Raw genomic sequence first — 19,661 nt, forward strand, 5'->3', positions numbered from 1 at the left:
GCCTCCGAGGTTCTGTATGTACAGGCTTATCCAATTGTAATTTTACCCTCCGGGTAGCGGAAATGCTCTTTCTCCGGAAGTGGAATCAATATGTAGGCGAGCGTGACAGGGCCAAGCCGTCCAACGAACATCAGAATGACTAGAAACACTTTGCCGAATTCCGTCAACTGCGACGTTAATCCTAACGACATCCCCGCGGTGGCATAAGCCGATGTGACCTCAAACAATACGCCAAGGAACGGAAAGCTCTCTGTTATCGTGAGTACGATGGTTGAAACGACAATTAAAGAGAAGGAGAGCAGCGTAAATGTAATCGCCTTATAAATACGGTCTTTTGAAATACGCCGGCGAAACAGCACAATCTCCTCATTGCCCCTCATCATCGCGATCACCGCGCCGACGAGAATGACGAAAGTCGTCACCTTGATGCCTCCGCCGGAGGAACCGGGCGACGCTCCGATAAACATCATAATAATGATGAAAAACTGCGTCGCCTGCCGCATCGAAGGAATATCGATTGTATTAATGCCCGCTGAGCGGGACGACACCGACTGCAGCAGCGAGCTGAGCAGCTTGCCCATGGCGGAGAGAGGCTGCAGGGTATGCGTGTTAGTGAACTCGAACACAAGAATGACTAGTGCGCCAATGAAAATTAGTGCCGCGGATGCGCTGAGCACAACCTTGCTGTGCAGAGTAAGCTTTTTATTCTTGGGATATGTCAGCAAATCAGAGATCACGATAAACCCGATCCCGCCGAGAATGACTAGAATCATAGAAACAATGTTTACGAAAGGATCCTCGACATAATGCATCAGAGATCCTGGCCTGTCAGGCAAGCTGCCGAACAGATCGAACCCGGCATTGTTGAAAATCGAGATGCTGTGGAAGATGCCAAAGTACACGGCCTGACTTATCGGCAGTTCAAACGACCAACGGATTGCAAACAGCACCGCGCCTGCCAGCTCAATGTAGAGTGCGTAGATGAGCACTTTGCGAACAAGCCTAACGATTCCTTCCGTGGACTCATGGTTCATCGCTTCCTGCAGAATAAGACGCTCTTGGAAAGAGATACGCCTGCGCAGAACTAGCGCAATAAGCGTGGACATGGTCATAAAGCCAAGACCGCCGATTTGAACAAGCAGAATAAGTACAACTTCCCCAAAGGCTGATAAATGCGCCCCTGTATTAATCACAGACAGCCCGGTTACACAGGTGGCGGAGGTCGCCATAAACAGGGCGTCGGTCCACATCATTTTGCCTTCCCCCGATAACGAAACCGGTAATGACAGCAGGACAGCCCCGGCCAAGATCATCAGGATAAATCCAAGAGCCAGAACCTGAGGCGGACTTAAGCGAAATTTCTTTTTCGGATTATTTATCATTTCAGACAGCTCCGTACATAAATAAGTTTGCGATAATTGTATAATTTGGTAGAAGCGATGTAAAGAACTGTCAGTTTTTCAGGATTATTGCCTCTACATAGATCTTTCCACCTAAAATATTAATTGAAATAGGCAGGAATAGACCTGCTCCTGGTAGAAACGTTTCAATTGGAATCTTGAGTTAAGCCCTGTACCGGAGGTAGTTTTGGCAATGTCCATAGACCAGAGACTGATAAATGAATCTTTATTTACACAAGCTTTTAAGTATGCTCCGATTGGCATGGTTCTGGTTGCACCTAATGGGCGCGTTCTCAAAGCTAATCCAGCCATCTGCTCTATCTTAGGATATTCGGAATCAGAACTATACACGATTACCTTTCAAGAGATCACTCATCCGGAGGATTTAGAGCTTGATCTGCAATTAATGGCGGAACTGCTCTCGGGTAAACGGGACTCCTACCAAATGGAAAAAAGATATTATCATAAAGACGGGCATATCGTATGGTCCATTCTGGCTGTTTCCCTTGTCAAGGATAAAGAAAGTGACTCCCCATTTTTCATATCTCAAGTTATTGATATAACCGATCAAAAGTATACCGAAATCGAACTGCGCGAGAAAGAACGTCTTCTGCAAGAAAAGGACCTCCAATACCGTCTCAACATGATGAAACATTTGGAGCAAATCCATGAGCTATACCGTATGATTTCAGATCATGCCTTGGATATCATTGCCATTTCATCGCCGGACGGCGTAACACGCCATATTTCACCAGTCGCTCGCAATCTGCTTGGCTATGAAATCGAAGAACTCGTGGGGAACAAAATGGTTGATCTATGGCATCCGGACGATTTGCTTGCTATGGATCAGCGTTGTCTTCTTGCGAATTCGGATGACGATATGTTTATTTGCCGTGTGCGTCATAAAAAAGGTCACTATGTCTGGTTCGAGACAACTGTCAAAATGATTCGCGATGAGAACGGCGATGTCGCCAAAATCGTAGCTGTCGGCCGAGACATTACAAAGCGTAAACAAGCCGAAGATGAGCTATGCGCGACCAAAGACAGACTTGAGTCCTTCATCAAAAACAACGGGGATGCGATATGGGTTATTGACCGTGACGAAAAGGTACTGGAAGCCAACGCCGCTTTCGAGAAGCTTTTTCAATGGAAGTCTGAAGAAATCATCAACCACTCGTTGCCTATCATACCGGCAAATCTAGCCGATCAAACGAAGGAGCTTCACGACCGGGTTCTATCCGGACATTCCGTGATCGGCTTCGAAACGATCAGACTGCGCAAAGATGGAACCCTGGTAGACGTGAGCACCACGCTATCTCCTATTCATGACACAACAGGCCAAATTATTGGCATAGCCGGCACTTGTCACGATATTACGGAGAAGAAGCAGGCAGAGCAATTGTTGATTAATTCGGAGAAGCTGTCAGTCGCAGGTCAATTGGCTGCGGGTATTGCGCACGAGATCCGTAATCCGATTACGGCGATTAAAGGCTTCATTCAGCTCATGAAATCAGGAGTTTCCGAGAAAAAGCTGTATTTCGAAATTATGTCTTCCGAGATCGAGCGCATTGAATCGATTCTCAGCGAGCTATTGGTTTTGGCTAAACCCCAAATGGTCCATTCCGATCGCAAAGATATTCGAAATCTTCTGGCTCAAGTAACTACGCTGCTTGAATCCCAGGCTATTTTGAACAATGTCGAGATTATAACGGAATGTGAGCCTGATCTCTCCCCCATTCTGTGCGATCAGAACCAATTGAAACAAGTATGCATCAATTTCATTAAAAATGCGATAGAGGCTATGCCGTTTGGCGGAATCCTTAACATTCAAGTCAAACCGATGAACGAAAACAGATTGCTTCTGCGTTTCATCGATCACGGCTGCGGAATCCCGGAGCAGATTCTGGCGAGACTAGGTCACCCCTTCTATACAACAAAGGAAAAAGGAACCGGCCTGGGCTTCATGGTCAGCAAGAAGATCATCGAGAACCACAACGGAACCGTAAGCGTATTCAGTAAAGAAAATGAAGGAACTACCATCGAGGTTAGCCTTCCGACGGTAAGATAGCTTAGAGGGCATCAGGGTCATTCTGCCAAGGCAGGATGGCCCTATTCCTCTTATTTAATTTCACCCATATCCTGAATCTTTGTCTTCACATGCACATTTACCTCTGCCTTGGAGAAAGCCTCTCCCCAACGATCATCTACCTTTTTCCATGCGTCATATTGATAAGCACGCGCGAATAAACCGAGTCCGATCGGGTCGATTTGATACTTCTGGAATTTGGCGATGAGCTCCTTCATTTGCTTGTCTAGCTCCTTATTAATCATTTCTTCCAGTTTCTTGCCCTCACTCTCCACATCCAAAGCAAACAATTTCTCCGTCAAACGAAGAGGCAAATCAAGCTCAACATCGAAATGGAACTGATCCTGCGAATAGGTCACGTGAACCTTCCTTTTGAAATGCAGGACATAAAAGGTCACAGCACCGGCAGAAAACAGATCTTCCTTACTCTCCTTCGGTAATTGAATTGTATAGGACAAACTCCCTTGCACTTTATCCTGCAGCAGCGTAAGCAGTTCATTTTCCTTCAAATTTAATGATGTTAAATACTTTCCTTTTTTATTCAGCAGCGCAGTTCCCGTCGCGATAATTTCCTCATTTTTACGTAATTGCGGAATATATGGCGTTATTCCCTTCTCATACATTTGACGATGAAGTGTAAAAAGAGTGGTATCGGCCGCAAGATTTCTCGAATTTGACGTATCAATGAGCTTGGCCACATGCAGAGGGAGCCGCCGCTTATCGACCGGTTTAAAGAACATGATGTCCTCAACAGGACCATCAATGGCAAGAATCCTGACAAAACTATTTGCTTTCGAATCCCGAAAATAGACATCCAGCAGCTTGAACCATTCCTCATGCTCGAGGAGGCGTTTACCAAGAAGAATACTCTGGATTTTCCCGTTACTGATAAGGGCTGAAACTCGAGCATCTAATTTATTTCTTGATTCTCGCCCCGTAATAGCGCGTACCTTGCTTTGTTCATTTTTTTCTTTTGCTTCCTTATTGAACACAGGGCTCGAGGAATAGAAGACCAGATTATCATCCTTATCCAGGTCAATTCCCATCATGAGAACAAGTGAGATATTTTCCAAATCCATCCGATCATCACACCCTGGAAGCAGCAAGATCACGGCCATCAGGAGCAGCATTATTTTACGCAGCCGAATCAGTTCCGCCACCTCGCCATCCAATTTTTCACCATAAGAAGTCCCAATAAACCAAAGGGAAGCAAATAGGCCACTCCTAAACCAAACTGATTGAAAACCTTAAACCAATTTTTATTCTGATTCCAACTTGGATCCCACAAGAAGGTTATCGCTACTATGCAACCCAGAACAACAATCAAATGAGCGCTTGCTTTTTCTTTGGCGACCAACTGCCCGGTGCATTGTACGGCAATATGAAGAGCAGGAATCCATGTTTTACAAATAAGCAGCAAATACACGGTTAAAAAAACAATATCGAATCTTTCAAGAAAGCGGAATTCGATGATTTTGGCTAAGGTTAGAGGCGCATCATGAAACAGGGTGATTTCATCCGGGCTATATACAACAAAACAAATGATCGTTACAAATAAATAGACAGCTAGAGTCATTGTATTTGCAATAATCATGTTAACGGATGCCGACTTCTTGTTTTCCAAATAGGGGTAAAAGAACAACGCACCTTCAAAGCCCAAGAAAGAAAGAATGGTGGAACTCACACTGTGCCATATCGGCATCCAGCCTTCTTTTAGAATCGGCAGCAGATGAATCCAGTTCGCATCCTTTAATACATATAACAGAATGAACGGCATCCAGATGGTGCTTAGAATCACTACTTCAGCGAAACGCCCCAAGCTTCGAACGCCCCCCTTCGCAATCATAAAAGCAGGGATGACGAATAACAGCATGAGCATATACGTGTAGGATTGCTGCATAATCCATGTTTTTATGAGAAGAACCATTCTGTCAAAAATTAAATAGACGAACACAAGCATATAAACCGCATAAACCATTGTTACAAGAGTACCGGACCATTTGCCGAAATGATGCCTCACCAATTGAATTACTGTTCCGTTTGGGTATTTTTTCATAACCTGAATCATCACCAAACTCGCCAAAACAGAGGCTGCCCAGCCAAAAAAAATCGCCATCCACCCATCCGTACCGCTAATTCCTGCCAGTGTGGATGGCAATTCAATCACACCTACGCCCACCTGCATACCATGAATCAGGAAGATAAACTGCAGCCGTGTAATTTTGTTGTTTTCATAGGTGTTTCCTATAGTGGGCATCAGTTGTCATCACCTTCATTACGTTTTGAGCCCATCCTCTTTTTCTGAAGAGTTCTAATACTTTGGGGCCGATTAATCATCTTCCACAACGGCAGACGAACGAAGCCATCTTTCCAATCCCTCATGCGTATGGGTGTGATCGGAGAGGTGTAGGACTGTCCTAGTGATTTTAAATTAATAAGATGCGCGACCAGAATCATATATGCCGCTATGATCCCCACAATGCCAAACAGAGAGGCAATAATCATTACGGGAAACCGAATCAACCGAATGGCGGAAGCCATGTCATAATTAGGCAGAATGAAGGAAGCCACCGCTGTGGATGCAACGATCACGACCATAAGGTTGCTGACGATCCCCGCTTGAACAGCCGCTTGACCAATGACAATCCCCCCTACGATGCCTACCGTCTGGCCAACCGGGGCAGGCAAACGAATACCGGCTTCGCGCAGCATTTCAAGCATAATCTCCATGATAAAGGCTTCAATAAGCGGTGGATATGGAACAGCCGCCCTAAACTGGCCAATAGATAAGATGAGATCTAATGGAATCAATTCATAATTGAATGAAATGCAGGCAATATAGATGCCCGGCAGGAAGGCAGCCACAAAGCAAGCCAGAATACGCAGCAGCCGAAGGAACGACGCCACGGGCCATCGTGAGCTATAATCATCAATGCCTTGAAAGAAAGAGATAAGACTCATCGGCGCAATCAGTACGCTCGAGGAGCGGTCCAACACTACGCAAATTCTTCCTTGCAATATTTGAGAGGCAGCCGTATCCGGACGCTCTGTCGTAATAAATTGCGGGAACAAAGAGAAGGCGTTATCCTCGATATACTCCGCCAATTCGCCTGTATTTAAAATACAGTCTACATCCAGCTTTGTTATCCTGGATTCCATTTCTTGCAGCAAATCAGGTAGAGCAACATCTTCTAAATAGAGAAGAGAAACCTTGCTTTTAGCTCTTCGCCCTATGTAGTACTCCTTGATTTTTAATTCCGTGCTGCTAATATACCGGCGTATTAAAGCAATATTTTGACTATCCGTCTCAATAAATCCTTGGTGAGCTCCTTTTAAAGACGCTTCTATTTGCGAATCCGAAATTGCCCTCTGCGGCCATCCTTGCGTATCCATTGCATAAGCGTGTGGAAGTCCATCTATGAGAAGGATGCTATACCCCTGCAAAATGGCCGTCTCTATTGACTCCCACGTCGACATGGTGTTCATTAGCCCAAGCGTTACAGGCAGTTCAGCCCCATCAGTATCAACCTTGTGAAACATAAGCTGACGTAAAACATTGTTGTTAATGGAATTCTTATCCGAGAGTCCGGACAGGTACACAAGTGCTGCTTGGCTTTCCGTCTGTTTATAAATGAATGTGCGAACAACCAAATCCGGGGCTTTGCTAAAAATAGTCTGCAACAACAGTATATTGTCGATAAGAGTTGTATGCAGTGCGCTGCTCTCCGGCGCAAAATTCCCTTGCTGCTCCGGCACAGCCGTCGGAATGAATAATCGGTTCGTCCAGCGAAATAATCGGCGAACAAAACTCATCATGTACACCCACTTACTTCATCCATTGTTTCTTTCATTCTCCCTTGAATTTCCATGGATTATTCAAGCATTTTTTTGGAGGGACTAGAGAAATTCAGCTTTCTGCTAAATCCCATGCATAAAAAGTGGGAATTTTTCGGATGGTATAGAGGAATGCGAGGTGAAACCATGTCTAGCAATGAAGAATCCAATTCAGAATATCCGCGGAAAATTCGCGATTTCCAAGTTCTAAGCACCATGAAGCCCAGTGAATGGACGGAGATTGAGCTCCACTTTAACCACAGGCAAATGAGCGATTTATCCCCTTGGCTTAACGAGCAGGGTACTCATATTCACAGCCAAATCATTCAAGAAATTGAACGTCGTGGCGTCTGACTTAGTAAACATAGATGTTGCTTTATTATCGCAATTCCTTCATAATGAAGAAGTTGAATCTACATAATTTTAGGAGGTATTTATACAATGGCACATCAACTACCAGCTCTTCCGTACGCGAACGATGCACTTGAGCCGCACATCGATGCAAAAACGATGGAAATTCACCACGACCGTCACCATAACACTTACGTGACTAATTTGAATGCAGCTCTGGACAAGCATCCTGCTCTGCATGATAAATCCCTAAACGACCTGATTGCTGATCTGAACAGCCTTCCTGAAGATATTCGCACAGCTGTTCGCAACAATGGTGGCGGACACGCGAACCACTCCTTGTTCTGGGAAGTTATCGGACCAAACGCTGGCGGAGCACCTACTGGCGCGCTTGCATCAGCTATTGAGAGCGAGCTTGGCGGCTTTGACAAATTCAAAGCAGACTTCGCAGCAGCAGCAACAACACGCTTTGGTTCCGGCTGGGCTTTCCTAGCTGTTGATAAAGCTGGCAAATTGAAAGTGTACAGCTTGCCTAACCAAGACAGCCCGATCATGGAAGGCGAAACGCCAATCCTTGGTCTTGATGTTTGGGAGCACGCTTACTACCTGAACTACCAAAACAAACGCCCTGACTACATCGCAGCGTTCTGGAACGTTGTGAACTGGTCTGAAGTTGGCAAGCGTTACGACGCTACGAAATAAGCAAAGCAATGTAAAGAGGCTGATCTTAAGTAGAATTATCTACTTGGGGTCAGCCCTTTTTTTAGTATAAGTTTTTTACTTTTACTTCGCATCTACCCTGACAAACGCGCTCGTCCTAAAAGGACGACGAAGTCGTTTATCCTTGTGGCATCGCATGGTGCATCAGGGAGGTGTGGCGCTTTTTTGTGCATAGTGGATGGAGTTCAAGCGGATGATGATGGAAATTGTTTACGGTTTTTCGGGAAAGTAGTACGATAATAGTAACCAATATTATCCTGAAACGAGATGAGAACCCGGTGAAAACAATCGTACCCTTACTTCAAAACGTTCCTCTTTTTCAAGAACTCTCACACACTGATTTACTTGGTATTGCCCCATTATTTGAGGAAAAAAAAGTAAAGAAGGGCAGCATACTTTTCTTGGAAGGCGACGCTGGCGAGGAGTTATTCCTGATCAAATCAGGAGTCGTCAAAATATATCGGTTGGATGAAGCCAAGGAAATCATTCTGGCTCTGTTTCGTGACGGGGATTTTTTCGGCGAGATGTCGTTGATCAGCGCTGGGCTCACTCGGTCGGCAACCGCCGAGACGTTGGAAGCCTGCACGCTGTATGCTTTGAAACGCACCTCCTTCGTGCAATACATGGAAAAGAGCCCTAGGCTGTGCCTAAAGCTCTTGGAAACAACAATGGGCCGACTGCGTCAGGCCAATGATCAAATCTACGATCTGACGTTTCTGGGTGTTCGTTCACGGATTATGAAAACGATCATCCGCCTATCCGAGCAGCATGGCATCCCGACACCGGAAGGCCTTCTGATTAATGTTAAACTCACTCATCAACAGTTGGCCAATATGGTTGGCACTGTGCGGGAGTCCGTAACCAAGGTGCTGCAAGAGCTGCAGGACGATGCCCTCATACAGATTGATAAAAAGTTAATCACATTAAGAAATGTGGAGGCTATCAAGTCCGAAATTCGATAGCACCTGGGGATCAGGAGGCTACGGGAAGCTGCGTGCTACTCGTTGCTCTCCTGCCACTCTTTCATAATGCGGATGAACACATTCGGAAAAGCATACTGCTGGAGCTCGTCCGGACCTACCCAACGGTAATGGAAAGGGACCCATTCTCCCCCGCTGCTTGCCGGGGTCACGCTCCCCAGCTTGGCGCGAAAGACTTTCATTTTCCATACGATATGGCTGAAAATATGCTCCGTATCCATAAACCATTCGCCGGGTTGGATCATAATTTGTTCTTGGTCTGCAAGCGATTGGCGTAAGACAGCCTTATTCTCCTCATCGGCGAGCCACGCCTCAGGCTCCCAAGCCACATGCGGCAGCTCCCACATACGTGCCAGCAAGCCTTCCTGCGGACGCTGTCTGATCAACCATTTTCCCTCATACTCACCGGTGCCTTCGATTAAAGCTACTGCCCGTAGTTCCGGACGCGGCGGTTTGGCTTTCTTTTTGATGGGCAGGGCCTCTTCCATGCCGGCATCACGCGCTGAGCAATGCGCCATGACCGGGCACGTCAAGCAGTGCGGCGACCGGGGCGTGCACACCATAGCCCCAAGCTCCATCAGCGCTTGATTAAAGTCACTTGCCGTTCCTTCCAGAATGAGCTCGCGCGCCAGCTTCTCCATACGGGTTCGGGTTGCGGGCTTCATAATATCTTCTTCAATCAAAAAATAACGCGACAGCACTCGCATCACATTGCCGTCAACAGCCGGCTCCGGCTTATTATAGGCGATGCTGAGTACCGCCCCGGATGTATAGGGGCCAACTCCTTTAAGCGACGAAATCTCTTCCTTCGTCTGAGGAACGATACCGCCATAACGCTCGTGAACTTCGCGAACGGCGGTTTGTAGATTCCTTGCACGTGAATAATAGCCGAGTCCCTCCCAGGCTTTCAGAACATTTTCCTCCGGCGCTGTGGCCAGAGCTTCAACGGTCGGGAATTGATCGATGAACCGATGGAAATACGGAATCACCGTATCCACACGGGTTTGCTGCAGCATGACTTCGGAAATCCATATATAGTAAGGGTTTTTACTTCTTCGCCAGGGTAAGTCCCGCTTATGTGTATGGTACCAATCCAGCAGATTTTCGGAAAAATAAAGCATTTGTTCTTGACTGTACATGAGCTCTCCTTCTCTATGGGGCGCGTTCCAGTTATAATGAATGAATGGACATGACTCCATTATACGAGAATTGCGGAACATAAAACTAGAGGTGAATGTATGCAAAACACGAAGCAAAAGGATTTGAACAATACGAAGCATAGCGATTTGGCAAATAAAAGGAGAATATGGATCGGCGAAGCCCGCGCCCTCATTCCCTTACTCTTCATCTGGGGCGCGGAGTGGATATTCAGCGCGCTTGTGGATTTCGCGATATACTGGCGCGATCTGGATTGGCTGAAGCAAGCCGCACTCCTTACCGCTGTCATAGCAAGCTTGATTCAGCTGTGGAGCCTACGGAAGGATTTCCGCACGGGCGAGGAAGGCAGGGGCTTGATGGACCGAAGCGGCTGGGGGCATCCGGCCCTGCTGCTGCTGCCGGGCGTGATGCTCATCGCCGCTGTCGCTTTGCTCGAGGCCATTGGCGCCATCGGGCCTTTATTCACCCCTGTGCTGCGAGCGTTCATTCTCGCGATTGGTTTCGTACAGATCGGGTTACTGCTGGGCAGACCGCTGATTTATTTGGGACTATGGCTGTTCGCCCTGTCCGCTTTGATGGGCATTTGGTATTTGGGCTACTCCGCTGTTGTACTTGAAGGCATGGGCGGCATAAGCCTTATCGTGAGCGGATATATGCTTCGCGTTTGGGGACGGCAGCATGAATAGGAGGACACTCGCTATGAGGCAAAATAAAGAAGCCATGCTGCGAACAGCATGGCGGCGGAAAATCGGCGCGCTCCTCGTCGCGCCGATGGTGCTCGCGTTAGCCGCGTGCGGCGGAGCTTCGAGTGGCGAAGCCACGCCGAAGGCTCCGGCTGCTACCGCAGCAAGCGAGAGCAACCCTGCGTTCGTGAAGGCGCAGGAGCTCTTCACCGCGAACAAGTGCATCAGCTGCCACGGCGTGGATCTGTCCGGCAAAGTCGGCGCCAAGACGAATTTGCAAAAGGTCGGCAGCAAGATGACCAAAGAGCAAATTGCAGACCAGATCGCAAACGGCGGAGGCGGCATGCCCGTTTATAGCAATAAGCTGTCCAAAGAAGAAATCGGACTGCTGAGCGACTGGCTCAGCTCCAAGAAATAGCAGCCTTACAGCTGCTCCACAATCGCATAGGCGGCAGCCATCGATTCCGTGTGCGTAATGCTGATATGGATCCGGTGACTGCCTATTAGGCCTGCCCGCTGCAGCGCTTCCTCACGCACCCGGCATACCGGTTTGCCCAGCTCATCCGGCAGCACCTCCACGTCCTGAAAACCAATCTGCTTGCCGATGCCGCAGCCGATTGCTTTGACAATCGCTTCTTTCGCCGCAAAGCGTCCGGAAGCAAACTCCGCTAGCCGCCCCTTGCGTTTTTGCGCAAGCTCTCTCTCCTGAGGCGTCAGAATTCGCTCCAAAAATCTTGGACCCGCAGAACCTTCCAGCATTTTACGAAGACGCGCAATTTCAACTAAATCCGTTCCGACGCCGATAATCATTACTCATCATCACCACTTTTCTTCCAGCGTTTTGCGTACACTGTACACGATTCATCCCTCACGGTCAAGAATTAAGGGGATTGCTTACTTCCAGGTAAGTAAGTAACACTATTTTCAGCTCTTCTGCCAGGCGTTAACTAGGCGTATACTGGACATAGATTACAAGCTGGGAGGCCAACACGAATGAGAATCATGCCACTTGAAAAGCGTGGAATATCGAATAGCCGAATTGTTTTTGGATGTATGGGACTTGGCGGGGATTGGACTGCGGCTCCATTGACCAAGGAAGATTATCTCGTTGCCGAGAAAGCTGTGGAAGCCGCTCTTTCCATCGGCATTACCATGTTCGATCATGCTGATATTTATAAAAGAGGGAAATCCGAAACTGTTTTTGGCGAAGTCCTTAAGAAAAGACCTGATCTTCGCGATCAAATCATTCTTCAATCCAAAGTCGGGATCCGCTTTCAGGACGATGTGAATCCACAGCGCTTTGATTTTAGCAAAAGCCATATCATTCCCGCTGTCGACGGCATCCTTAGCCGCCTGGGCGTGGAACATCTGGATGTTTTGCTGCTTCACCGTCCAGATCCGCTTATGGAACCGGAAGAGATCGCGGAAGCTTTTAATCTTTTGCGTTCAGCCGGCAAAGTGCGTCACTTCGGCGTCTCCAATATGACCGCTGCCCAAATGCGCTTCATTCAAAATTCCCTGCCTGAACCGCTCGTGGTAAATCAGTTGGAGCTGAGCCTGGCTCGCCTGGACTGGATTGAGCAAGGCATCCTGGTCAACCAAAAGGCCGGAGTAGGCGTCAACTTCGCCGATGGCATCCTGGAGCACTGTCAGATGGCGGATATTCAACTTCAAGCTTGGGGCCCGCTGGCTAAAGGCAAATTCTCCGGTAGAGCGATCGAGGACGAGCCTGACAACATCAAGCAGACGGCAGCCCTCGTTCAGAAACTGGCGGCTGAGAAAGAAACGACACCCGAGGCCATCGTACTCGGCTGGCTAATGAAGCACCCTGCTCGTATCCAGCCGGTCATCGGAACTTCCTCGCCTGAGCGCGTGCTAGCCTGCCGTGAGGCGTTGCGCGCCTCTGAGAACATGACGCGCGAAGAGTGGTACACGCTTCTTGAAAGCTCACGCGGTGTACGCGTCCCATAGGTTGATAAAGGGTTGAGGGCTTGTAGCCTCAGCCCTTTTTTTGAGTTTATGTTTACAGCTAACATCTGCATCTGCATCTGTATCTACATTTACCTCTGCACCTCCATCCGTCCCTTATCGCGCTAACACTCCAGCTCCACGAATCTCTCATGCTCGCTAGCACAAAACCCCCAACCTCAAAAGGCTGGGGGTTACTTATCACGAGCTTAAATGCCCGGAATCGGGATGCGTTTATGTTCCGTTTTGAGATACTGCTTCTCCAGCTTCTCTTGGACAGCCGGATCGATTTGCTTGCCTTCCAAGTAGTCGCTGTTGTCGCCATATGTAATGCCGAGCTCATTCTCATCCGTCTGGCCATCCCAAAGTCCGGCTGTCGGAGCCTTATCCAGCACGCTTTGTGGAACGCCCAGTTTTGCAGCAAGGGCACGCACTTGCCGCTTGTTCAGCGTGCTCAGCGGCGTGATGTCGACGGCACCGTCGCCATATTTGGTGAAGAATCCGGTAATCGCTTCGGAGGCATGGTCTGTTCCCACAACGATCAGACCCAGCTCAAACGCCAGCGCATACTGCATCACCATACGTGTTCGCGCTTTGATGTTGCCTTTGCCGCCTCGGCTGACATGCTGGTGGACGCCGATATGCTTGAGCCCATACTCAACTTCTATCGCGATTTCGTCGACGGCCTCTTCAATGTTGTTCTCGATTTGATATTTCAAATCGAACGCTTTGGCCACCGCGTAGCTATCTTCGATATCCACTTGCTGACCGTATGGTTGAAACACGCCGACTGTTTTGTACTCAGTGCCCTTCTCCGCTGTCAGCTCATCCGTCGCTTGCTTGCACAGACCTGTCGCAACTGCACTATCGATCCCACCACTGATTGCGATCAGCAGACCCTTTGCGTTCGCTCCAAGCACATAACCTTTCAGAAATTCCACGCGTTTACGGATTTCTTCATCAATATCAATTTCCGGCTTAACGCCGAGCTTTGCGATAATTTCTGCTTGCAAACTCATGCCTCTCTCCACCTTTTCTATAATGTGAAACCAACATTCTTTGAAATCTAGTATAGACTTTCAACCTTGAAATTTCAAAGAATAATCGCAATTTTTCGCCCATAAAAAGGAAAAGACCCGCCATGCATCAGCTGCAATAGCGAGTCAAAACCTTATACGTTCATTATTTGCAATATTGATTGAAAGCACCGATCAAATCGCCTGCGATCATATCCGCGGAACGGTCTTCAATTTGGTGACGTTGGATGAAGTGAGCAAGCTCACCGTTCTTGAACAATGCGATGGATGGGGATGATGGCGGGTATGGTGCCAAATATTCACGAGCCTTCGCTGTTGCATCCTTTTCTTGACCTGCGAACACAGTGTATGTGTAAGTTGGCAGTGTATCGTTTTGAAGTGCTCTTGCTACACCTGGACGACATTGACCTGCTGCGCATCCGCAAACGGAATTGATAACCAACAGCATAGTTCCGTCTTTGGACTTCTCAATCGCTTCGTCCACTTGCTCTGGAGTCAGAAGCTCCGTAATTCCCAGACGAGTCAAATCTTCCCTCATCGGTTTAACCATATCTTTCATGTAGGAATCAAAAGACATTGCCATATGTGCCACCCCTTAGGATTTAATAGTTACTCTCAAAACGTAATCGTTACAACTTATATTATACATCCGATGGCGATGAATGCAAAGTCCTTATAACCATCTGTAGCACAAATAGAAATAAAGCGAAAGCTATTAAGCTTCCGCCTCATCCTTCTTCTTCGTGCTAGAAGACTCTCCCGGCTCAAATGAAACATCTTTATCCGGGTGCGTAAAAATTCCGCTTTGCGGCACGATGCCTTTTTCGAAATAATCGCGGTTCTCTGCACTTTGAAATCCAATGTCTTTATAAGGATGAACCCATTCATCTCCAGCCATGACTTCAGGATCGGTCTCTGCCGTCCATTGCTCAAGCGGAGAGTTGTCCGATTCATACTCATGATCACCGATGACGACGCCATGTTCGTTCACAAAAGCTTCTCGCGGACCACGTCCCTGCTCAAATTGCGGGAGAAAATCGATCTCGAATGGATCGAGATTGCTTTGATCCTGAGCGGCTTGAACAGATTTCTTCGGATCCTTGCTCATGTCGATGGCCGGTTGGGTCCGTCCAGTTTTTTGTCCACGAAGCCCTCTTTACCTGCGCCTGATGCCGCCTTCTCGCGCTCTTTGTTTTGCTGCTCTTGCTGGATTTGGGTCTTGGAATCGTTTTGACTCATTGCACTCAGCTCCCTTCTGCCAGTATTATGTGCCAAAGCAGGGAGGAGCATTCCAAATACAAGCATGAAAAGGAAGATCAGCTGTGACAAGCTTAAATAAAGCAATACCGGCTTAGCAGCGGCAAAAAAACTAGCCAGCATTCCTGCCGCGCCTCCATAAATCAGCGAGTATTTCAGCAAAAAGCCACAACCGAAGCTCTTCCGACGCCTCTCAAACCCAATTTGCCAAACCAGCAGCGGCACAAGCAGCAGCGATATATAAGCATGATAGGGATGAAAACGGGACACAGTGCCTTTGACGCCAATGCCCCATGGCGATGCAGTAGGCAGTCCGTAAGCCGGAACCAGCGCACAGTAGAGGAATGCAGCGGCAGTCAGACCTATCACGACAATGTCTAGAAAAAAGTACAGCGGAATGCGCTGCTTTCGTATTTGAAAGTACATGTAGGCGCATGCCAGCAGCAATCCAAGCGTAATTTCTAAGCTGGAGCCAACGACCATCAGCAGTTTCAATGGACTTGTCCATAGCAAGGAGGGTTGCGTCACAAGTATGCCTAGCTTCCAAGTGAGAATTACGATGATAGCTCCGCCAAACACAATATCATCAATTGGCTTTGTCGTCGGGAGCTCTCCCTGATCACGAACGTGATCCCTTTCCCTAGTCAACTCCCCCGCATACCGCGCCGCTCTTCGTATAAGCCATAAGCCCAGAGCACAAGCCAGAAGCAAAGCCACCAGTTTCCCCTGAAGCTGAAAAGGTCCAATTTGCAACACATCAGGCATAACAAGCGCCAGCCCCTCTCTCTCAATTACCTCCATCGTAACGAGAGGAGACGAAATGTGCAACTATCACGGCTCCAGAAACTGAAACGTAAACGAAGCTTTCTGCAGTTTGTCAAAGCGGAATCCAGCGGCCTTCAATTTACTGATCACAACGGGAAGCGCTTCTACGGTTGTCGTCTTGTACGTATTATCGTGCATAAGTACGATAATACGCTTCTTCCCTTTGCTTGCGCTCAGCACGGAGTCGATAATCATGTCTCTATCCTGCACCGGTGCCGCCGCGTCCGTCGAGCTTACGTTCCAGTCAAAATACTGGTAGCCCTCCTCCCTCACCACGGCAGCCACCTTACTCATGACTCCCTTGCCGCCGGATTTCCAGCTCAAATGATTGTTTGAACCGCCCGGAAACCGTAAAATATCTGGTCGATACCCGACCGTTCTCTCCAGCAATTGATCCAGCTTGCGCACATCCCTCATGAAGGCTTCAGGGGTTTTATAAATTCGGTTATAGTCATGTGAAAATGTATGATTCCCCAGTGCGTGCCCTTCCGCTACGATTTCTCTGTAAAGCGATTTCCCTTCACTCGTTTCATTGCCTATAACGAAGAAAGTCGCGACTGCTCCATTGTTTTTTAAAATACGCAGGATCGTCCTTGTACTCGCTGAAGGTCCGTCATCAAAGGTCAAATAAGCGATTTTATCCCCGGCAGGGTGAGGCAAGTGCGGAGGACCTGTATAAAAATGCCTCGTCTCCACAATGGCTGTATCTAAATCGTCCACTGCTGCTGGAGTCTGGCTGCCATCGGAGACAATGCGTGATTTTTCTCCTGACAACTGCTGCGGCACCTCACTGTCTTCCTCCGTATGTATTTGTGCAGTCGAACAGCCTACCAAATTGACGCTAATCATTAACCCCATTACATAAACACTCGTTCTGCGTATCCGATCCCCCATGCAAGCTCCCCCTCATCATGCAAATCCTGAGCTTTTTTAGTATGGCTTTCCTCGCTTTCGACATTAAACCCAATATTTCCCGGGAAATCCGACAGGAACAGCGAGCAATACCTCATCTATCCCCCTGGAAACTAAGTTTCCAGTCCCTTCATTAGTCCGCACAAAAAAAGACCATCCTCAGGCAAAATTTCACCTAAGGATAGTCCCTTCGTATCCAGCCGCTTACTCGGCGGCGTTACCGTTTAATTTCTCTTTCAGCAGGTTCAACTGCTCATCAACTTTTGCTTGCTTTGCAACGTCAACAGGTGTGTAGGTACCTACTGAACCTGCAGGCACGTAAGGTTTGCGAGCGATTTCGGCTTCTACTTCCAATTGGATGATTTTCTCTTCCATACGTTGGAAGCCGCGGGATGCGTTGCCGCTTTCAATCACACCGTTGTAGGAAACTTGCGCCATTTGTTTTTTGGCTTTAGCCAGTTGAGCGCGGGATACAAGCTCGTTGCGTTTGTTGCGCATTTTGTAGAACTCATCTTTCATTTCATGAAGCTGTTGCGTCAATTCATCGGCATGAGCTTTGGCAGAAGCATACAAATCCGTGTATTCGACAATTTTATCTTCGTGGTACAATTTTTCTTCAACGGCTTGGCGAGCGATAGCTTCTTGACCGTTTTTGATCGCTGCTGAAGCTTTCGCTTCACGATCAGCTACTAGACGAACGGACTCCTCAAGGCGCTGCTTCAACTTACGTTCGCTTGCGATTTGTCTCGCTACTGTTACTTCAGCCTGCGCAATTTCTTGCTCCATGTCGCGCAGATATTGATTCAACATGACGATCGGATCCTCGATTTTATCCAATACCTCGTGAATTGATGCTTTTGTCATATCCTTCATTCTTGTAAATACTCCCATGGTTTACACGTCTCCTTTTTTAATATCAATTGGTTGTTGTTCAAAACGAGCGACTTTGGCTCTTAGTTCTTCCACTTCTCTTTGCAAAGCTTTCTTCTCAATATCTTTCATCATTTCATCGATATTGTTTGTTTTGCTTGCCTCGTACGGTGCGTTATAACCTGCATGGTGCGGCGGCACGTGGCTTGCGTGCGGCTTATGAGCATTGGTGTTCCATCCACCGCCATTGTACGGTGAGCGGGAATACGGGCCGGCATAAGGATCATAAGGCGGTTGGTCGTAGCCAGGTTCTTTCGGAATTACGATAGCAGCGATAAAGTAGATGAAAATGACCGTTCCTCCAGTGAAAAATGTCGTAATCACCACTAACAACCGCAAAAGCGTTGCATCTACATTCATAGCCTCGGCGAGTCCGCCGCAAAGACCGGTAACTTTTTTATCTCTTCGTGAGCGGTATAGTTTGCTCATGATTATTTGTTCCCTCCTGATTAAGCCTATTTCGCAGAGCCTCCAATTCAGCGTCTACAGCCGGATTTCCCGCGCCGTAGTAGCTTTCGCGGCCCATGCGTCGTACATCTCGAAGCGTTCTTGCATGAAGCTCCATATCGGATACGCGCTCTTCCAGGCGGCCGAACATCCGTGGTGACGCATCCTGCGACACACTGCTGCGAGCATGTAATCTTTGCTGCAAGCGGGCGGATTCCATTCGTGCCAGGTAGTAGCTGCGTTTATCTGCCACTTCTTTATAGTCCGCTTTGAGCTGCTGCAACTCTTCATCCAAGTCTAGGATGGATTGCTTAGCTTGCTCATACAATTCGCGGTATTGCTCGCTTTTCTCTTCGGCTTGCAGCTTCTCTTGAAGCACAATCCGTGCCATATGTTCTTCGCCGGCTTTCAAAGCCAGGAGCGCTTGCTGCTCACGCTTTTCTTTGGTTTCAAGCGCCGTCAGGTATTGCTGCCGGAGCGACGCTGCGTGAGTAACGCATTGTTGGTACAACCTCTCGGATTGCTGAAGCTGTTCGCGCTGTGCAGCTAAGTACTGATCAATTAAGCGAACCGGATCTTCGGCCCGTTCCAAATGTTCATTCAGGGATGCTACGGTAATGTCTCTCATACGCCTCAATAGGCTCATCTCTCATACCACCTTTTTCACTCTCTGTTTTTCCATCCACAATTCAACAATTCCCTATTTACACGGTTCTTCTTGTCAACATCGAAACCCCGTAACCAATCAATCCAATCGCCAAGAGAATAATAATCCAACCGGCTAATTTACCAACCAGGATCACACCGCCAATCCCTGCAATAATCCAACCGAATTTATTGCCATTCTGAATCCCGATATAACCTAGACCGACCATACCAATCGGAATCAGGTATCCCATCACCGAGCCAATAAAGGGTCCCAAGTGAAGTCCCAGCTTGTTAAGCAGAATCAGTGCGCCGAATGCGATTAGCAGAGCGGCTAAGCCTGTGTTTCTTTTCATGATTTCGTCACCGCCTTTCGTTATGTGCTGTGCTCTTGTTCATGTCTTTATTCTAGGTAAAATCGAGCTTTT

22 protein-coding genes are annotated in these 19,661 nt (G+C 47.8%); 7 read left to right on the top strand and 15 right to left on the bottom strand.

Annotated elements, in window-relative coordinates; genetic code table 11:
* Positions 1-26 precede the first annotated feature (26 nt).
* Entirely contained in the window at positions 27-1,382 is a 1,356-nt protein-coding gene (locus tag J2Z65_RS18825) for a TrkH family potassium uptake protein (RefSeq protein WP_167052786.1), read from the bottom strand.
* A 211-nt stretch (positions 1,383-1,593) separates the two neighbouring features.
* Between J2Z65_RS18825 and J2Z65_RS18830 the strand changes: the two genes are divergently transcribed.
* Positions 1,594-3,468, top strand: coding sequence for a PAS domain S-box protein (locus J2Z65_RS18830; protein ID WP_167052788.1), 1,875 nt, complete (start codon positions 1,594-1,596; stop codon positions 3,466-3,468).
* A gap of 50 nt (positions 3,469-3,518) precedes the next feature.
* Here J2Z65_RS18830 and J2Z65_RS18835 read toward each other — a convergent pair whose 3' ends face one another.
* From J2Z65_RS18835 to J2Z65_RS18845, 3 genes are read right to left on the bottom strand one after another with little or no spacing between them, the layout of a single operon-like run.
* Positions 3,519-4,646, bottom strand: a complete 1,128-nt coding sequence (locus tag J2Z65_RS18835) for a Ger(x)C family spore germination protein (RefSeq protein ID WP_167052790.1) — start codon at positions 4,644-4,646, stop codon at positions 3,519-3,521.
* Positions 4,634-5,743, bottom strand: coding sequence for a GerAB/ArcD/ProY family transporter (locus J2Z65_RS18840; RefSeq protein WP_167052792.1), 1,110 nt, complete (start codon positions 5,741-5,743; stop codon positions 4,634-4,636). The genes J2Z65_RS18835 and J2Z65_RS18840 overlap by 13 nt, the downstream gene beginning before the upstream one ends.
* Positions 5,743-7,299: a spore germination protein gene (locus J2Z65_RS18845; protein WP_420850764.1), complete on the bottom strand. Its 1,557-nt coding sequence runs from the start codon at positions 7,297-7,299 to the stop codon at positions 5,743-5,745. Before J2Z65_RS18845 ends, J2Z65_RS18840 begins: the two co-directional genes overlap by 1 nt.
* Positions 7,300-7,467: 168 nt before the next feature.
* On the opposite strand from J2Z65_RS18845, the gene J2Z65_RS18850 reads away from it, so the two are divergent.
* The 3 genes from J2Z65_RS18850 (at position 7,468) to J2Z65_RS18860 (ending at position 9,353) form a co-directional block, all read left to right on the top strand.
* Positions 7,468-7,674 (top strand): hypothetical protein, encoded by a 207-nt coding sequence (locus J2Z65_RS18850; RefSeq protein ID WP_167052696.1) that lies wholly within the window; start codon positions 7,468-7,470, stop codon positions 7,672-7,674.
* Between the two features lie 87 nt (positions 7,675-7,761).
* Positions 7,762-8,373, top strand: coding sequence for a superoxide dismutase (locus tag J2Z65_RS18855; RefSeq protein WP_167052797.1), 612 nt, complete (start codon positions 7,762-7,764; stop codon positions 8,371-8,373).
* Positions 8,374-8,669: 296 nt separating this feature from the next.
* Positions 8,670-9,353, top strand: coding sequence for a cyclic nucleotide-binding domain-containing protein (locus tag J2Z65_RS18860; RefSeq protein WP_167052799.1), 684 nt, complete (start codon positions 8,670-8,672; stop codon positions 9,351-9,353).
* A gap of 35 nt (positions 9,354-9,388) precedes the next feature.
* Here J2Z65_RS18860 and mutY read toward each other — a convergent pair whose 3' ends face one another.
* Positions 9,389-10,510, bottom strand: a complete 1,122-nt coding sequence (mutY, locus tag J2Z65_RS18865) for an A/G-specific adenine glycosylase (RefSeq protein WP_167052801.1) — start codon at positions 10,508-10,510, stop codon at positions 9,389-9,391.
* A gap of 99 nt (positions 10,511-10,609) precedes the next feature.
* On the opposite strand from mutY, the gene J2Z65_RS18870 reads away from it, so the two are divergent.
* Together J2Z65_RS18870 and J2Z65_RS18875 are read left to right on the top strand one after the other, a co-directional pair.
* Positions 10,610-11,215, top strand: a complete 606-nt coding sequence (locus J2Z65_RS18870; RefSeq protein WP_167052803.1) for a hypothetical protein — start codon at positions 10,610-10,612, stop codon at positions 11,213-11,215.
* Positions 11,208-11,630: a c-type cytochrome gene (locus J2Z65_RS18875; RefSeq protein ID WP_240159483.1), complete on the top strand. Its 423-nt coding sequence runs from the start codon at positions 11,208-11,210 to the stop codon at positions 11,628-11,630. The genes J2Z65_RS18870 and J2Z65_RS18875 overlap by 8 nt, the downstream gene beginning before the upstream one ends.
* Positions 11,631-11,635: 5 nt before the next feature.
* On the opposite strand, the gene acpS is transcribed toward J2Z65_RS18875, so the two are convergent.
* A complete protein-coding gene (gene acpS, locus J2Z65_RS18880; protein ID WP_167052805.1) occupies positions 11,636-12,022 on the bottom strand; it encodes a holo-ACP synthase in 387 nt (128 codons plus the stop codon).
* Between the two features lie 183 nt (positions 12,023-12,205).
* Between acpS and J2Z65_RS18885 the strand changes: the two genes are divergently transcribed.
* Positions 12,206-13,183, top strand: coding sequence for an aldo/keto reductase (locus J2Z65_RS18885; protein ID WP_167052807.1), 978 nt, complete (start codon positions 12,206-12,208; stop codon positions 13,181-13,183).
* 206 nt (positions 13,184-13,389) lie between these two features.
* Here the strand turns inward: J2Z65_RS18885 and nadE are convergent, their stop codons facing one another.
* The 9 genes from nadE to J2Z65_RS18930 all read right to left on the bottom strand — a co-directional run bounded on the left by nadE (position 13,390) and on the right by J2Z65_RS18930 (position 19,589).
* Positions 13,390-14,199, bottom strand: coding sequence for an ammonia-dependent NAD(+) synthetase (gene nadE, locus J2Z65_RS18890; RefSeq protein WP_167052810.1), 810 nt, complete (start codon positions 14,197-14,199; stop codon positions 13,390-13,392).
* 163 nt (positions 14,200-14,362) lie between these two features.
* Positions 14,363-14,800, bottom strand: a complete 438-nt coding sequence (locus J2Z65_RS18895; protein WP_167052812.1) for a BrxA/BrxB family bacilliredoxin — start codon at positions 14,798-14,800, stop codon at positions 14,363-14,365.
* 132 nt (positions 14,801-14,932) lie between these two features.
* Complete coding sequence (locus J2Z65_RS18900) at positions 14,933-15,325, bottom strand: DUF3905 domain-containing protein (RefSeq protein WP_167052814.1); 393 nt, start codon at positions 15,323-15,325, stop codon at positions 14,933-14,935.
* The gene (locus tag J2Z65_RS18905) at positions 15,322-16,302 is read right to left on the bottom strand and encodes a prolipoprotein diacylglyceryl transferase family protein (protein ID WP_167052816.1); all 981 of its coding nucleotides are present in this window, start codon (positions 16,300-16,302) and stop codon (positions 15,322-15,324) included. The genes J2Z65_RS18900 and J2Z65_RS18905 overlap by 4 nt, the downstream gene beginning before the upstream one ends.
* Positions 16,303-16,305: 3 nt before the next feature.
* Positions 16,306-17,193 carry a polysaccharide deacetylase family protein gene (locus tag J2Z65_RS18910; RefSeq protein ID WP_167052819.1) on the bottom strand — a complete coding sequence of 296 codons (888 nt, stop codon included), beginning with the start codon at positions 17,191-17,193 and terminating at the stop codon, positions 16,306-16,308.
* A 222-nt stretch (positions 17,194-17,415) separates the two neighbouring features.
* Positions 17,416-18,102 carry a PspA/IM30 family protein gene (locus J2Z65_RS18915; RefSeq protein WP_167052821.1) on the bottom strand — a complete coding sequence of 229 codons (687 nt, stop codon included), beginning with the start codon at positions 18,100-18,102 and terminating at the stop codon, positions 17,416-17,418.
* A 3-nt stretch (positions 18,103-18,105) separates the two neighbouring features.
* Positions 18,106-18,570, bottom strand: coding sequence for a PspC domain-containing protein (locus tag J2Z65_RS18920; RefSeq protein WP_167052823.1), 465 nt, complete (start codon positions 18,568-18,570; stop codon positions 18,106-18,108).
* Entirely contained in the window at positions 18,539-19,234 is a 696-nt protein-coding gene (locus J2Z65_RS18925) for a PspA/IM30 family protein (RefSeq protein WP_167052825.1), read from the bottom strand. The genes J2Z65_RS18920 and J2Z65_RS18925 overlap by 32 nt, the downstream gene beginning before the upstream one ends.
* A gap of 58 nt (positions 19,235-19,292) precedes the next feature.
* The gene (locus J2Z65_RS18930) at positions 19,293-19,589 is read right to left on the bottom strand and encodes a LiaF transmembrane domain-containing protein (protein ID WP_167052827.1); all 297 of its coding nucleotides are present in this window, start codon (positions 19,587-19,589) and stop codon (positions 19,293-19,295) included.
* Positions 19,590-19,661 lie beyond the last annotated feature (72 nt).

Source organism: Paenibacillus aceris (genome assembly GCF_017874035.1).
Lineage (GTDB): Bacteria > Bacillota > Bacilli > Paenibacillales > NBRC-103111 > Paenibacillus_E > Paenibacillus_E aceris.

Bases quoted from the DNA above. Each gene is read 5' to 3' on its own strand.
- J2Z65_RS18895 (WP_167052812.1), bottom strand. From the start codon at position 14,800: ATGGCAATGTCTTTTGATTCCTACATGAAAGATATGGTTAAACCGATG.
- J2Z65_RS18870 (WP_167052803.1), top strand. From the start codon at position 10,610: ATGCAAAACACGAAGCAAAAGGATTTGAACAATACGAAGCATAGCGAT.
- J2Z65_RS18920 (WP_167052823.1), bottom strand. From the start codon at position 18,570: ATGAGCAAACTATACCGCTCACGAAGAGATAAAAAAGTTACCGGTCTT.
- J2Z65_RS18925 (WP_167052825.1), bottom strand. From the start codon at position 19,234: ATGAGCCTATTGAGGCGTATGAGAGACATTACCGTAGCATCCCTGAAT.
- J2Z65_RS18875 (WP_240159483.1), top strand. From the start codon at position 11,208: ATGAATAGGAGGACACTCGCTATGAGGCAAAATAAAGAAGCCATGCTG.
- nadE (WP_167052810.1), bottom strand. From the start codon at position 14,199: ATGAGTTTGCAAGCAGAAATTATCGCAAAGCTCGGCGTTAAGCCGGAA.
- acpS (WP_167052805.1), bottom strand. From the start codon at position 12,022: ATGATTATCGGCGTCGGAACGGATTTAGTTGAAATTGCGCGTCTTCGT.
- J2Z65_RS18930 (WP_167052827.1), bottom strand. From the start codon at position 19,589: ATGAAAAGAAACACAGGCTTAGCCGCTCTGCTAATCGCATTCGGCGCA.
- J2Z65_RS18850 (WP_167052696.1), top strand. From the start codon at position 7,468: ATGTCTAGCAATGAAGAATCCAATTCAGAATATCCGCGGAAAATTCGC.
- J2Z65_RS18910 (WP_167052819.1), bottom strand. From the start codon at position 17,193: ATGGGGGATCGGATACGCAGAACGAGTGTTTATGTAATGGGGTTAATG.
- J2Z65_RS18840 (WP_167052792.1), bottom strand. From the start codon at position 5,743: ATGCCCACTATAGGAAACACCTATGAAAACAACAAAATTACACGGCTG.
- mutY (WP_167052801.1), bottom strand. From the start codon at position 10,510: ATGTACAGTCAAGAACAAATGCTTTATTTTTCCGAAAATCTGCTGGAT.
- J2Z65_RS18915 (WP_167052821.1), bottom strand. From the start codon at position 18,102: ATGGGAGTATTTACAAGAATGAAGGATATGACAAAAGCATCAATTCAC.
- J2Z65_RS18885 (WP_167052807.1), top strand. From the start codon at position 12,206: ATGAGAATCATGCCACTTGAAAAGCGTGGAATATCGAATAGCCGAATT.
- J2Z65_RS18830 (WP_167052788.1), top strand. From the start codon at position 1,594: ATGTCCATAGACCAGAGACTGATAAATGAATCTTTATTTACACAAGCT.
- J2Z65_RS18900 (WP_167052814.1), bottom strand. From the start codon at position 15,325: ATGAGCAAGGATCCGAAGAAATCTGTTCAAGCCGCTCAGGATCAAAGC.
- J2Z65_RS18825 (WP_167052786.1), bottom strand. From the start codon at position 1,382: ATGATAAATAATCCGAAAAAGAAATTTCGCTTAAGTCCGCCTCAGGTT.
- J2Z65_RS18845 (WP_420850764.1), bottom strand. From the start codon at position 7,299: ATGAGTTTTGTTCGCCGATTATTTCGCTGGACGAACCGATTATTCATT.
- J2Z65_RS18855 (WP_167052797.1), top strand. From the start codon at position 7,762: ATGGCACATCAACTACCAGCTCTTCCGTACGCGAACGATGCACTTGAG.